Annotated in this window: 11 protein-coding genes and 1 pseudogene; 9 read left to right on the forward strand and 3 right to left on the reverse strand. The window is 72.4% G+C overall.

Features of this window, described 5'->3' with window-relative positions; genetic code table 11:
* The first annotated feature begins 1 nt into the window (after position 1).
* The 3 genes from H0S67_RS24825 to holA are packed head-to-tail and all read left to right on the forward strand — an operon-like array spanning position 2 to position 3,361.
* Complete coding sequence (locus H0S67_RS24825) at positions 2-436, forward strand: hypothetical protein (RefSeq protein ID WP_246355240.1); 435 nt, start codon at positions 2-4, stop codon at positions 434-436.
* Positions 433-2,319 (forward strand): ComEC/Rec2 family competence protein, encoded by a 1,887-nt coding sequence (locus tag H0S67_RS09150; RefSeq protein WP_246355241.1) that lies wholly within the window; start codon positions 433-435, stop codon positions 2,317-2,319. The genes H0S67_RS24825 and H0S67_RS09150 overlap by 4 nt, the downstream gene beginning before the upstream one ends.
* A gap of 49 nt (positions 2,320-2,368) precedes the next feature.
* On the forward strand, positions 2,369-3,361 hold the full coding sequence (gene holA / locus H0S67_RS09155; protein WP_180936331.1) for a DNA polymerase III subunit delta: 993 nt from the start codon (positions 2,369-2,371) through the stop codon (positions 3,359-3,361).
* Between the two features lie 74 nt (positions 3,362-3,435).
* On the opposite strand, the gene rpsT is transcribed toward holA, so the two are convergent.
* The 3 genes from rpsT to H0S67_RS09165 form a co-directional block, all read right to left on the reverse strand.
* The gene (gene rpsT / locus H0S67_RS09160) at positions 3,436-3,696 is read right to left on the reverse strand and encodes a 30S ribosomal protein S20 (protein ID WP_180936332.1); all 261 of its coding nucleotides are present in this window, start codon (positions 3,694-3,696) and stop codon (positions 3,436-3,438) included.
* 183 nt (positions 3,697-3,879) lie between these two features.
* Positions 3,880-4,023, reverse strand: coding sequence for a hypothetical protein (locus H0S67_RS24830; protein ID WP_246355242.1), 144 nt, complete (start codon positions 4,021-4,023; stop codon positions 3,880-3,882).
* Positions 4,008-4,658, reverse strand: coding sequence for a phosphotransferase (locus tag H0S67_RS09165; RefSeq protein WP_246355348.1), 651 nt, complete (start codon positions 4,656-4,658; stop codon positions 4,008-4,010). Before H0S67_RS09165 ends, H0S67_RS24830 begins: the two co-directional genes overlap by 16 nt.
* A gap of 721 nt (positions 4,659-5,379) precedes the next feature.
* Here H0S67_RS09165 and H0S67_RS24835 point away from each other — a divergent pair.
* The 6 genes and pseudogenes from H0S67_RS24835 to H0S67_RS09195 all read left to right on the forward strand — a co-directional run bounded on the left by H0S67_RS24835 (position 5,380) and on the right by H0S67_RS09195 (position 13,746).
* Positions 5,380-6,524 (forward strand): annotated as a pseudogene (locus H0S67_RS24835) (glutamate synthase-related protein).
* A gap of 10 nt (positions 6,525-6,534) precedes the next feature.
* Complete coding sequence (locus H0S67_RS09175; RefSeq protein WP_180936333.1) at positions 6,535-8,259, forward strand: thiamine pyrophosphate-dependent enzyme; 1,725 nt, start codon at positions 6,535-6,537, stop codon at positions 8,257-8,259.
* 84 nt (positions 8,260-8,343) lie between these two features.
* A complete protein-coding gene (locus H0S67_RS09180) occupies positions 8,344-10,380 on the forward strand; it encodes an acyltransferase family protein (RefSeq protein ID WP_180936334.1) in 2,037 nt (678 codons plus the stop codon).
* 29 nt (positions 10,381-10,409) lie between these two features.
* The gene (gene lepA / locus H0S67_RS09185) at positions 10,410-12,335 is read left to right on the forward strand and encodes a translation elongation factor 4 (protein WP_180936335.1); all 1,926 of its coding nucleotides are present in this window, start codon (positions 10,410-10,412) and stop codon (positions 12,333-12,335) included.
* Positions 12,332-12,826: a GNAT family N-acetyltransferase gene (locus H0S67_RS09190; protein ID WP_180936336.1), complete on the forward strand. Its 495-nt coding sequence runs from the start codon at positions 12,332-12,334 to the stop codon at positions 12,824-12,826. Before lepA ends, H0S67_RS09190 begins: the two co-directional genes overlap by 4 nt.
* Positions 12,823-13,746 (forward strand): aminoglycoside phosphotransferase family protein, encoded by a 924-nt coding sequence (locus tag H0S67_RS09195; RefSeq protein WP_180936337.1) that lies wholly within the window; start codon positions 12,823-12,825, stop codon positions 13,744-13,746. Before H0S67_RS09190 ends, H0S67_RS09195 begins: the two co-directional genes overlap by 4 nt.
* Positions 13,747-13,749: the final 3 nt, after the last annotated feature.

The following is a 13,749-nucleotide window of genomic DNA, read 5'->3' on the forward strand; positions in this document are numbered from 1 at the left end:
CGTGGGGGACGACACCTCGCGGGAGGTGCCCGACCTGCGGATGCCGGCGCTCGGCGCAGCCGCGTGGCTCGGCGGCCTGCTCGCCCGCTGGGCCCCGCTCCCCGTGGTTGCCGGTCTGGGGCCGGTGCTCCTGCTGGTCCTGCTCGCGACGCGGCGCCGGCTCGGACCCCGGCGGGCGCTGACCGCCCTCGCGGTGGTGCTGGTCCTGGCGTCGGTCGCCTGGGTCGCGGGCGTACGCCAGCAGCAGGTCACGCACAACCCGGTGGCCGCCCTGGCCGCCGACCAGGCGTTCTCGAGCGTCGAGGGCGTCGTCACCGGGGACCCGCGGGTGACGGTGACGACCGGTCCGTTCGGCGACCAGGTGCTCGTGCGGCTCGAGGTGAGGGGGTCACCGGGCGCGGGGCGACCTACGACCTGGCGACGCCGGTGCTGGTGATCGCCGACTCCGACTGGAGGGGGGCCCGGCTCGGGTCGAGGGTGCAGGCCTCCGGACGACTCGGGACGTCGCGCGGCCCGGACGTGGCCGCGGTGCTGCTGGCGTCCGGCCCGCCGACGCAGGTCGACGGGCCGGACGTGTGGTGGCGCGCGTCGGGGGCGGTGCGAGCCTCGCTGAGGGAGTCGGTGTCCGGGCGCCCGGCCGAGGAGCGGGCGCTGGTGCCGGCGCTGGTCGACGGCGACGACACCGGCCTCGACCCGGCCCTCGCCGACGACTTCCGCGCCACCGGGCTCACGCACCTGCTGGCCGTCTCGGGGACGAACCTGACGTTGGTGGTCGGCTTCCTGCTCGTGCTGGCCCGCTGGGGTGGCGTGCGCGGGCGCTGGCTCCACGCCGTGGGTGCCCTCGGCATCGCCGGGTTCGTGCTGCTGGCGCGCACCGAGCCGAGCGTGCTGAGGGCGGCCGCGATGGGCACGGTCGGCCTGCTGGCGATGGGTTCCAACGGCCGTCAGCGCGGCAGCCGCGCCCTGGGCGTCGCGCTGGTCGTTCTGCTGCTGGTCGACCCCGCGCTCGCGACGTCGGTCGGCTTCGCCCTCTCGGCGTTGGCGACCGGTGGGATCCTCCTGCTCGCGCCCGGCTGGCGCGATGCGCTCGTCCGGTGGCTGCCGCGGTGGATGGCCGAGGCGATCGCCGTCCCCGCCGCGGCACAGCTCGCCTGCACGCCGCTGGTGGCGGCGATCTCGGGGCAGGTCAGCCTGGTCGCGGTCGGGGCCAACCTCGTCGTCTCCCCGGTCGTGGGGCCGGCGACGGTGCTCGGGCTCACGGGCGGACTGGCCGGCCTGGTGTGGGCGCCGCTGGGTCGCGTGGCCGGCACCCTGGCGTCCTGGTGCGTGGCGTGGGTGGTGCTGGTAGCCCGGCGGGGCGCGGCGCTGCCGGCGGCGGCCGTCGACTGGGGCACCGGGGTGCTGCCGCTGCTCGTGCTCACCCTCCTCACGGTCGGCGTGGTGCTCGCCGCACCGCACCTGCTGCGCCGCCGCAGCACCGGCCTGGTGTGCTGCGGTGTGCTCGTCGCCTGCGTCCTGGTCCGGCCGCCGACACCGGGCTGGCCCCCCGAGGGCTGGGTGATGGCCGCCTGCGACGTGGGCCAGGGCGACGCCCTGGTCCTCAACGCCGGTCCCCACAGTGGCGTGGTCGTCGACGCCGGTCCCGACCCGGCGCCGGTTGATGCCTGCCTGAGTCGCCTCGACGTCACCGCGGTGCCACTGCTGGTGCTGACGCACTTCCACGCCGACCACGTCGACGGGATCGAGGGGGTGCTGGACGGGCGGAGCGTCGGCGAGGTCGAGACCACCAGGCTGCAGGACCCGCCGGGCGGGGTGGAGCTCGTCGACGGGGCCGCCGGTGAGCAGGGGCTCACGCCGCGCCCCGCGCCGTACGGCGTGACCCGCACCGTCGGGGACGTCACGATGCAGGTGCTCTGGCCACCTCCCGACTCGCCGACGGTCGGCCCGGGGGACGGCAGCACCGCCAACGAGGCCAGCGTGGTGATGCTCGTCGAGGTGCGCGGGGTCCGGCTGCTGCTCGCCGGGGACGTGGAGCCCGAGGGGCAGGCGGCGCTGGCCCGGCTGTTGCCCGGGCTGCACGTCGACGTGCTCAAGGTGCCGCACCACGGGAGTCGCTACCAGGACCTCGACTTCCTGCTCTCGCTCGGCGCTCGGCTCGCGCTCGTGTCGGTCGGCGCCGACAACGACTACGGGCACCCGGCCACCTCCACGCTGGCTCCGCTGGCCGCGACCGGGGCCCGGGTGCTGCGCACCGACCTCGACGGAGACCTCGTCGTCGTCGAGCGCGACGGCCGACTGTCCGCGGTCACGCGCGGGTGAGCGAGCACCTCCGCGGAGCGTCGGCGAGCTGTGAAAGGCTGTCGCCACCATGGCAGGCCCCTCTCACGTGCGCGCAGCAGACGTCCTCGGCCGGGTCACCCTCGTGACCGGCAAGGAGGAGTTCCTCAACGAGCGGACCGTCAGTGCCGTCCGGCAGGCCGTGCGCGGCCACGACGCCGACGCCGAGCTGGCCGAGACGATGGCCTCCGAGCTCAGCCTCGCGACGCTGGGGGAGATGGCTGCGCCGTCGCTCTTCTCCACGATCCGCTGCGTCGTGGTCCGCGGGCTGGAGAACCTCCCCGACGAGTCCGTCGACGGGCTGCTGGCCTACGCCGCGGCGCCGGTCGAGGACGTCGCGCTCGTGCTGGTGCACGGCGGGGGACCGAAGGGCAGCGGCGTGCTCAACAAGCTGCGCAAGCTCGGCCCCGTCACGGAGTCGAAGTCCGGTGACCTGAGGGCCTCGGAGTACCCGTCGTTCGTGGCGGCCGAGGTGCGCAGCCACGGATCGACGATCGACAACGAGGCGGCGGTGGCGCTGGTGCAGGCCGTGGGTCAGGACCTGCGCTCGTTGGCGGCCGCGGCCGACCAGCTCACCAACGACTTCCCGGGCCAGTCCCTGAGCATCGAGAAGGTCAAGCAGTACTTCGGCGGCCGGGCCGAGGCGAAGTCCTTCGCCGTCGCCGACGCCGCCTTCTCCGGCCGGCGCGAGGTGGCGCTGGAGGAGCTGCGCTGGGCCCTGGACGCCGGCACGGCCCCGGTCCTGGTGACCTCGGCGTTCGCCGGGGGAGCGCGGGGAGTGGCGCGCTACCGGTCGGCGCCGCGCGGGATGCGGGAGGCAGACCTGGCCCGCGAGGTCGGGGTCCCACCGTGGAAGCTGCGCACCCTGCGCGACCAGTCACGGGGCTGGTCCGACGGTGGCATCGCCCGGGCGATCCGGGCCGTGGCCCGGGCCGACGCCGACATCAAGGGCGCCGCCAGCGACGCGTCGTACACCCTGGAGCGGCTGGTGCTCACGATCACCGGCCTGCGCGAGCAGCGGTAGGCCGCGGCTCGAGCACGCGGTGCAACGCACAAAGGCGCCGCCCCCGAGGGGACGGCGCCTGTGAGCGGGTGGCCTCAGAGAGAGGCGGCCTTCTTGGCGATCGCGGACTTGCGGTTCGCGGCCTGGTTCTTGTGGATGACGCCCTTGGAGGCGGCCTTGTCGAGCTTGCGGGCGGCGTCGCGGCCGGCCGCCACTGCGACCTCCTTGTCACCGGCCTCGGCGGCCTCGCGGAACTTGCGCACGGCGGACTTCAGGGCGGTCTTGACCGCCTTGTTGCGCTCGTGAGCCTTCTCGTTCTGCTTGTTCCGCTTGATCTGGGACTTGATGTTCGCCACTACTGCGCCTTCGTCGTAGGTGTGGGGATGATGCTGAAAACGTGGTGCTGTCGGCGCTCCAGCCAGTCTGCTGGCGCCAGACACGCGACGAGAAAGACTAGCAGCGTGCCTCGGGGCGGCCCAAATCGTGTGGGCGGTGGTTCCGGCGCTCTCGCGCCCGGCTCCGGGGAGCCGACCCCAACCCTAGGACAGCCAGCCCCGGCGCTCGCACAGCCACTCCCACACGACCTCGCCCTGCCAGCGCTGCGCCTCGCGGACGTACGGCGAGGTCGGCGGCACCGGGTCGCCGGCGGACTTGAGGAAGTAGCCCGTCACCAGGGCCAGCACGATGTCGACGTGCTCGGCCGGCACGTCGCGGTGAGCGGGTGCGAGGCGAGCACGGCGTCCACGTCGAGGCCGTCGCCGCGCGGCCCGATCATCAGCAGCACGCTGTCGAGCCACGGAGCGCCCACGACCGGCCAGTTCCAGTCGCACATCAGCACCCGGCCGTCGCTCGCCAGCAGGATGTTGTCGTCGCGGATGTCGGTGTGGACCACCGTCGAGCCGGCGGTCACCTCGGCGAACCGGGCGGCGAGGGCCGCGGCCTCCTCGAGGTGGGTCAGGTCCGGCCGGCTGGTGCGCAGGTGGTCCCAGAAGGACGGCCAGTCGGCGAACTCGGTGGCGAAGTCGTCGAGGGCGAGCCGGTCGGGGGCCGGCGTCAGGGCCTCGGCCACGTCGGTCACCAGGCCGAGCGCGGCCTCGAGGTCGGCCGGCTGCCAGGGGCGGTGCGGACGCCGGGCCTCGACGTACTCCAGGCCGAGGACCACCCAGTCGTCGCTGTCGTGCTTCCACAGCAGCCGCGGCGCCGGCGTCGTGACCGGGAGCCCGGCCAGCTTGCGCGCCTCCTCGCGGTAGGACTCGGCGAAGGGGCGCTGGGCCTTGAGCGAGGCCGCCTTGACGAAGTGACGGCTGCCGTCCGGCAGGTGAGGACCGAGGCGAACCCGGGCGTGAAGCCGAGGTCTGGGACTCGGCGGTCGTGACGGGGGAGCCGGTGCGTCGCTCGATCACGGTGCGGATGTGCGGGGGCAGGTGTGCCCACTCCAGCCGTCGTGCGGTGCTGCCGTGGGGGATCGTCGTCGGGATCACCGCGCCATCCTCGCCCACCGGTCCGGAGCGTCGCGAACCGATTCAGGGCCCGCTCGCGGTACCCGGTGGTAGGACTGTCCCCGTGCTGCGCTTCTTCGTCATCGGACTCATCCTCGTCCTCGGGGCGCTGACCACGCTCGCCGCCACGCTCGGCGGGCCGGGTGGTGGGCACTGCTGGTCGTGCTCGCGCTCCTGCTGGTGGTCGCGGTGCACGACCTGGTGCAGAAGAAGCACTCGATCCTGCGCAACTACCCCGTCCTGGGTCACATGCGCTTCCTGCTGGAGGGCATCCGCCCCGAGCTGCAGCAGTACTTCATCGAGCGCAACTTCGACGGGCGCCCCTTCGACCGCGACACCCGCTCCTCGATCTACCAGCGGGCCAAGGGCATCAAGGAGGAGCAGCCCTTCGGCACCGAGCGCGACCTGTACGCCGTGGGCTACGAGTACCTCGTGCACTCCACCGTCCCGGTGGACAAGATGAAGGAGCCACCGCGGGTGCGCATCGGCGGGCCGGCGTGCACGAAGCCCTACGACATGGCGCTGCTCAACGTCTCGGCGATGAGCTTCGGCTCGCTCTCGGCGAACGCGATCAAGGCCCTCAACGGGGGCGCCGCGAAGGGCGGCTTCGCGCACGACACGGGGGAGGGGGCGATCAGCCCCTACCACCGCAACGGCGGCGACCTGGTGTGGGAGATCGGGTCCGGCTACTTCGGGGCACGCACCAAGGACGGCGCCTTCGACGAGCGGGAGTTCGCCGAGAAGGCCGCCGACGACCAGGTGAAGATGGTCAGCCTCAAGCTGAGCCAGGGCGCCAAGCCCGGCATCGGGGGCGTGCTCCCCGGCGCCAAGGTGACCGCGGAGATCGCGAAGACCAGGGACGTCCCCCAGGGGCAGACGGTCATCTCGCCGCCCTACACCGCGTCTTCTCCACCCCGCGTGAGCTCGTGCAGTTCATCGGCCACTTCCGTGAGCTGGCCGGGGGCAAGCCCGCCGGCGTCAAGCTCTGCCTCGGCTCGCGGATCGACTTCCTGGCCATCTGCAAGGCGATGGTCGAGGAGGACATCACCCCCGACTTCGTGATCGTGGACGGGGCCGAGGGCGGCACCGGCGCCGCGCCCCTGGAGTACGAGGACCACGTCGGCATGCCGCTCACCGAGGGCCTGATGACCGTCCACAACGCGCTTGTCGGCGCCGGCGTCCGCGACCGGGTCAAGATCGGTGCCTCGGGCAAGGTCGCAACCGGCATCGACCTGGTCAAGCGAGTGATCCAGGGCGCCGACTACACGAACGCCGCGCGCGCGATGATGATGGCCGTGGGCTGCATCCAGGCCCAGACCTGCCACACCAACACCTGCCCGGTCGGGTGGCCACCCAGGACCCGAAGCGGATGCGCGCGCTCGACGTCCCGGACAAGACCGAGCGGGTGGTGCGCTACCAGCAGGCGACCGTGGACCAGGCCATGCAGGTCATCGCGTCTATGGGCCTCCACTCCTTCGACGAGCTCCGCCCGCACATGCTGCGCCGCCGTGTCGACCACGGCACGATCCGCTCCTACGCCGAGATGTTCGAGCACCTCGCGCCGGGGCAGCTCCTGCGCGACCGCCGGCATCGTGGGAGCGGGACTGGGTACGAGCCGACCCGGACCGCTTCCAGCCCTGACCCACCGGCTCGGCCACCGGCCCGAACCACCGTCCCACCCCTGACAGGAGCGTCATGACCACCGTTGCCGAGCTGCTGATCGAGGCCCTCGCCGAGCACGGGGTGACCCAGGTGTGGGGCGTCGTGGGCGACGCGCTGAACCCCGTCACCGACGCCATCCGCCGCGAGGACCGGGTCGAGTGGGTGGGGGTCCGCCACGAGGAGGCTGCCGCCTTCGCGGCGAGTGCCCAGGCCCAGCTGACCGACCGTCTCGCGGTCTGCATGGGCACCGTCGGCCCGGGCGCGATCCACCTGCTCAACGGGCTCTACGACGCCAAGAAGTCCCACGCCCCGGTCCTCGCCATCTGCGGCCAGGTGCCGCGGGAGGACATGGGCAGCGACTTCTTCCAGGAGGTCGACAACGACGCGCTCTTCGCCGACGTGGCGGTCTTCAACCAGACCGTGACCAGCATCGACCAGCTCCCGCTGCTGATCGAGCAGGCCGGCAACGCCGCACTGCACGAGCGCGGGGTGGCGGTCCTGACCCTGCCCGGTGACGTCGGTGGGCTCGACCTGCCGAAGCACACCGCAGTGCCGCGCTTCGTCGACGAGGGACCGCGGTCCGCGCCCGACCCGGAGGCGGTGCGTGATGCTGCCGCGGCCATCAACGCCGCCGGCTCCGTGACCCTGCTGGTGGGCCAGGGCGCCCGGCACGCGCGGGCCGAGGTGCTGGAGCTCGCACAGCGGCTCTCGGCCCCCATGGTGCTCACCCTCAAGGCCAAGGAGGGCCTGGAGCGGGACAACCCCTACGAGGTCGGGCAGTCCGGGCTGATCGGCAACCACGCGACCAAGATCGCCTTCGACGGCTGCGACGCGCTCGTGCTGGTCGGCACCGACTTCCCTTACAAGGCCTTCCTGCCCACGGGCAAGACCGTGGTCCAGCTCGACCTGCGCGGCGCCCACATCGGCCGGCGCACCCCGGTGGACCACGGCCTGGTCGGCGACGCGCGGCTGGGGCTCGAGGCGCTGCTCCCGCTGCTGGAGCCCAAGGAGGACACCAAGCTCCTCGACAAGGCCCGGTCGTCGTACGACGGCTGGCTCGAGCGGCAGCAGCACTTCGCCGACCCCGACTACGAGCGCAAGCCCGTCGGCCTGCTGCGCCGCAAGGTCGACAACCCCGAGAAGCGGGTGCGCCCCGAGCTGCTCGCGGCCATGATCGACCGGCATGCCGCCGACGACGCGATCTTCACCTCCGACACGGGCATGTCGACGGTCTGGCTCTCCCGCTTCGTGCGGATGACGGGCACCCGGCGGCTGATCGGCTCCTACAACCTCGGCTCCATGGCCAACGCGATGCCGCAGGCCCTGGGCGCCGCGGGCCTGGACCGCGGCCGCCAGGTCGTCGCGTTCTGCGGCGACGGTGGCCTCTCGATGCTGATGGGCGACCTGATCACCGCGGTCTCGCACGACCTCCCGGTCAAGCTCGTCGTGTTCGACAACGGGCGCCTCGGCATGGTCAAGCTCGAGATGGAGCAGGTCGGCCTGCCGGAGTTCGGGACGGTGCTGCACAACCCCGACTTCGCCAAGGTCGCGGAGGCCGTGGGCATGCGCGGCATCCGCGTCGAGGACCCGCACGACGTCGAGGCGGGCGTGCGTGAGGCGCTGGCGCACGAGGGACCGGTGCTCCTCGACGTGCTGACCAACCCCGATGAGATCGCCGTTCCCCCCAAGCCGACGCTCGTGCAGGGCTGGGGCTTCGCCATCGCCAAGAGCAAGGAGTTCGTCGACAGCGCCGAATGAGGTGCGTGGACGACGCGTGAGCCAGGCCACGTCCCGGCTCCGAGAGTTGAGGTCGGCGCGCCGGCCTCCCCTACGGTGTCGGGCGTGATCCGCGGCTACCGACCCGACCTCGACGGCGTGCGCACCGTGGCGGTCTACCTCGTGCTGCTCTTCCATGCCGGGGTGGGTTGGGCCACGGGCGGTTTCATCGGCGTCGACCTGTTCTTCTGCCTCTCCGGCTTCCTGGTGACCGGGGTGCTGCTCGGCGAGCTCGACCAGAGCGGGAGGCTGCGCATCGGCCGCTTCTACGCGCGTCGGGTCCGCCGGTTGCTGCCCGCCGCGGTGCTCGTCGTGGTCGCGACCTGCCTGGTCTTCACGCTGCTGTGGTCGGTCGTGCCCCGCCTGGCGATCATCGGCGACGCCCGCAGCGCCCTGCTCTACTACGCCAACTGGCACTTCCTGGCCTCCTCCGGCGACTACTTCGCCGCCGACGTCGACAAGAGCCCGTTCCTGCACTTCTGGTCGCTGGCGATCGAGGAGCAGTACTACGTGGGCTTCCCCTTGCTGCTCCTGCTGCTCTCCCGGGTGCCGCGGCGGGTGCGACGCCCCGTCACCCTCGGGGTGCTCGGCACCCTGCTGGTCGCCTCGCTGGTCGCCCAGCTGGTGCTCGCGCCCGGCAGCACCGACCGTGCCTACTACGGCACCGACACCCGGCTCTACCAGCTGCTCGCCGGGGCGCTGCTGACCACCTGGCTGGCCGGCACCTCGCGTCGTCCCTCGCCGAGGGTCGCCCACGCGATGGCGCTGTTCGGCCTCGCCGGCACCCTGCTGCTCGGCAGCGGCCTGCTCCCCCTCGACCCCTCGGGCCGGGGCGTGGGCGCGACGGTGGCGTCCGTGCTGCTGCTCGGCGGCCTCGCGCTCGCCGAGGGCAGCCTGCTCTCGCGGCTGCTGGCGACGCGGGTGCCGGTCCACCTCGGACGGATCTCCTACGGCACCTACCTGTGGCACTGGCCGGTCATCGTCGCGCTCGGGGTGCTGCTCGACGCCGGCCCCGGTGCCGTCGCGCTGCTCGCGGCGTTCGTGGCCACCGGCCTGGCCGCCGTCTCCTACGAGGTCCTCGAGATGCCGGTGCGCCACTGGCGGCGCCTGGACACCCGCGGCTGGCCGGTCGCGGTCACGGGCGTGGCCGTGAGCGCACTGGTCTCCGGCCTGGTCGTCGCTCCGGTGCTCTCCTCGGAGCGCAAGCCGGCGCTGGTCGCCGCGGCCGCCGGCGCCGAGCCGGCGGCCGCGACGAGGCAGGTCGAGCAGGAGCTCCGTCGACCGGTGCCACCGATCGACTTCGAGAAGGCCGTGGGGGAGGAGGAGCACGGCACCGAGCACTGGTGCGGCGTGGACGACCCCGGGTCCTGCACGGTCGTCCACGGCTCCGGACCGCACGTGCTGCTCGTGGGTGACAGCCAGGCCGAGACCCTGGTCCCCGTCTTCGAGCGACTGGCCCGCGAGCACGACCTCACGCTGTCGGTCAACGTCATCGCCGGGTGCCCCTGGCAGGAGGGGCTGACCAACGGTCGCCTCGCCGAGGGTCGCACCCAGGAGTGCACGGACGCCCGGGTGGGGTGGTACCGCAGTGCGCTGCGCAAGCTCGACCCCGACGTCGTCGTCCTGCTGGACCGTCCCCGTGACGACCCCGAGGAGTGGGGTGGTGAGGTGACCCGCCGCGACGGCCGCAGCGAGCCGCTGGGTCGCGCGGTCTACGACACCACGCGCCAGACCCTGCGCCAGGTCACCCGCGTGGCGCCGGCGGTGGTGGTCCAACGCCTGGTGATGCCCGAGACCTTCGATCCGCTGGACTGCCTGGCCGGCGCGGACCGGCTCGGCCAGTGCGCCGTGTCGGCGGCGGTCGACCCGTCGGCCAGTGACGGGTACGTCTCGGCGATCGCCGCCCGGGACGAGGACGTGCACCCGCTGTCGCTGTCCCGGGTGTTCTGCCCGACCGCGCCGGTCTGCCCGCCGGTGAGCGGCGACACGGTGGTCTGGCGCGACGACCACCACTACACCGTCAGCTGGGCGATGGAGCGCCGGCAGGCGCTGTGGGACGCGCTGCTCGGCACCGGCCTGCTGGGAGACCGCTCGCACGGCTGAGCCGCCGAGTGAGCCATTGCGGGCCCCGGATGGAACAATGGGCAGGTCCCGCAACCCAACGAGAGTCGGCAGTCGTTTCCGTGCCCACCACGCCCGCGCCGCAGCCCGGCCGCACCGCTCCCGCGATCATCCGCAACTTCTGCATCATCGCTCACATCGACCACGGCAAGTCCACGCTGGCCGACCGGATGCTGCAGCTGACCGGAGTGGTCGACGAGCGGGCCGCCCGCGCGCAGTACCTCGACCGGATGGACATCGAGCGCGAGCGCGGCATCACGATCAAGAGCCAGGCCGTGCGGATGCCGTGGACTGTCCCCTCCGGCAACGACCAGGGGGCCGAGCCCGGCACCTACGTGCTCAACATGATCGACACGCCCGGCCACGTCGACTTCACCTACGAGGTGTCCCGCTCGCTCGAGGCGTGCGAGGCCGCGGTCCTGCTGGTCGACGCCGCGCAGGGGATCGAGGCGCAGACCCTGGCCAACCTCTACCTGGCCATGAACGCCGACCTGCACATCATCCCGGTGCTCAACAAGATCGACCTGCCCAGCGCCAACCCCGACAAGTACGCCGCGGAGCTGGCCGGCCTGATCGGCTGCGACCCCTCCGAGGTGCTCCAGACCTCGGCCAAGACCGGGCTGGGCGTCGAGGCGCTGCTCAACGAGATCGTCAAGCAGACGCCGCCGCCTGTCGGTGACGCCGACGCGCCCGCGCGGGCCCTGATCTTCGACTCGGTCTACGACACCTACCGCGGCGTGGTCACCTACGTCCGCGTGGTCGACGGCAAGCTGACCCACCGCGACCGCATCAAGATGATGTCCACGGGCGCGGTCCACGAGATGCTCGAGGTCGGCGTGATCAGCCCCGAGCCGGTCAAGGCGGGCGAGATCGGCGTCGGTGAGGTGGGCTACCTGATCACCGGGGTGAAGGACGTGCGCCAGTCGCGCGTCGGTGACACGGTCACCAGCCAGCACAACGGCGCCACGGCCCCGCTCGGCGGCTACAAGCACCCCAACCCGATGGTCTACTCCGGGCTCTACCCGATCGACGGCGACGACTACCCGACGCTGCGCGACGCCCTCGAGCGGCTGCAGCTCAACGACGCGGCGCTGACCTTCGAGCCGGAGACCTCCGGCGCGCTCGGCTTCGGCTTCCGCTGCGGCTTCCTCGGCCTGCTGCACATGGAGATCACCCGCGACCGGCTGGAGCGGGAGTTCAACCTCGACCTGATCTCGACCGCGCCCAACGTGGTCTACGAGGTCTCGATGGAGGACGGCACCATCCACACCGTCACCAACCCCAGCGAGTACCCCGAGGGCAAGATCGCCGAGGTCCGGGAACCGGTCGTGAAGGCGACCATCCTCGCGCCGTCCGACTACATCGGCACGATCATGGAGCTCTGCCAGCTCAAGCGCGGCCAGCTGCAGGGGATGGACTACCTCTCCGAGGACCGGGTGGAGATGCGCTACACCCTCCCGATGGGCGAGATCGTCTTCGACTTCTTCGACCAGCTGAAGTCGCGCACCAAGGGCTACGCCTCACTCGACTACGAACGCTCCGGTGAGCAGGCAGCCGACCTGGTCAAGGTCGACATCCTGCTCCAGGGCGAGCCGGTCGACGCCTTCAGCGCGATCCTGCACCGCGACGCGGCGTACTCCTACGGCGTGATGATGGCCGGCAAGCTCAAGGAACTCATCCCGCGCCAGCAGTTCGAGGTGCCGATCCAGGCCGCGATCGGCGCCCGGGTGATCGCGCGGGAGAACATCCGCGCCATCCGCAAGGACGTGCTGGCCAAGTGCTACGGCGGTGACATCAGCCGCAAGCGCAAGCTGCTGGAGAAGCAGAAGGCGGGCAAGAAGCGGATGAAGAACATCGGCTCGGTCGAGGTCCCGCCCGAGGCCTTCGTCGCCGCCCTGTCCAACGCGCCGACCACCGAGAAGTCCGGCAAGAAGTGATCGTCCGCCCGGTTGCGGACGACCAGTGGTCGGTCGTCGCGTGGCTGTGGCAGGACTTCCGCCACGACCTCGCGCCTGCGGTGCACGGCTTCCCGTACGCCGACGGCCGCTACCGGCACGAGTGGCTGGACGAGTACCCGCAGCCGGACCGGGTCGGCTACCTCGCGTGGCAGCCGCACCCCAACACCGGTGAGGACGCCCCCGTCGCCTTCGCGCTCGTGCGGGGTCTGGATGCCGGCGGCCGGATCATGCAGGCGTTCTTCGTGGTGCCGGCGGCTCGACGGGACGGCTTCGGCCGTCGCTTCGCCGCGGCCGTGATCGGACGGCACCCGGGACCCTGGGAGATCCCCTTCCAGCACGACAACGTCGGCGCCGGGCACTTCTGGCGTGTGGTGTCGAGCGACGCGTGGGGAGCTGCGTGGACGGAGACCGAGGAGGCGGTCCCCGACAAGCCCCACGTCCCGCCCGACCACTGGATCCGCTCGACGTGAGCATCGCACTCCCCGAGGGCGTGCTGGCCTTCGCCGACCGAGGACCGGACTGGGCAGCCTTCGTCGACGCGCTGCCTCGACTGGTGCACGAGCTGCTCGATGAGTGGAAGCTCACCGCCGACGGGGAGCCGACCCACGGCTACTGCGCGCTGGTGCTGCCCGTGCGCACGCCCGGTGGGGCGCCCGCCGTCCTCAAGGTGGGCTTCCCCGACGACGAGTCGGAGCACGAGCACCTCGCGCTCCAGCACTGGCACGGCCGCGGCGCCGTGCAGCTGCTCCGGGCCGACCCGCACCGCCGGGCGATGCTGCTGGAGCGGCTCCACCGCGAGGACCTGACCGACCTCTGGGACCTCGAGGCGTGCGAGGTGGTCGCCGGTCTGTACGCGCAGATCCACGTCCCGGCGCCGCCGCAGCTGCGCCCGTTGACGGCGTACGTCGAGCGCTGGTCGGCCGGCCTGGCAGGGCTGCCGCGCAGCGCCCCGGTCCCGCGCCGGCTGGTGGAGCAGGCGCTGAGCCTGTCCCGTGACCTCGTGGCCGACCCCACCGGCACCGGCACGATGATCCACACCGACCTTCACTACGAGAACGTCCTGGCGGGCGATCGCCAGCCCTGGCTGGCCATCGACCCCAAGCCGGTCAGCGGCGACCCGCACTACGAGCTCGCCCCGATGCTGTGGAACCGCTTCGACGAGCTCACGGCCCAGCCCGGGCAGAGCCTGCGCGACGGCCTGCGCCGGCGCTTTCACACGCTGGTCGACGCGGCCGGCTTCGACGAGCACCGGGCGCGGGCCTGGGTCGTGGTGCGGATGATGCACAACGCGCTGTGGAGCCTCCAGGACGAGCCCGACGTACCACGGCACACGTCGACCGATGCCTACCTGACGATGTGCATCGCGATCGCCAAGGCCGTCCAGGACTGAGGA

Source organism: Nocardioides ungokensis (assembly GCF_013466985.1).
In the GTDB taxonomy this organism is placed as follows: Bacteria; Actinomycetota; Actinomycetes; order Propionibacteriales; family Nocardioidaceae; genus Nocardioides; species Nocardioides ungokensis.

What these genes read in the sequence shown, in the direction of transcription:
- holA (WP_180936331.1), top strand. Translation starts at nt 2,369, where the DNA reads ATGGCAGGCCCCTCTCACGTGCGCGCAGCAGACGTCCTCGGCCGGGTC.
- H0S67_RS09175 (WP_180936333.1), top strand. Translation starts at nt 6,535, where the DNA reads ATGACCACCGTTGCCGAGCTGCTGATCGAGGCCCTCGCCGAGCACGGG.
- lepA (WP_180936335.1), top strand. Translation starts at nt 10,410, where the DNA reads ATGGAACAATGGGCAGGTCCCGCAACCCAACGAGAGTCGGCAGTCGTT.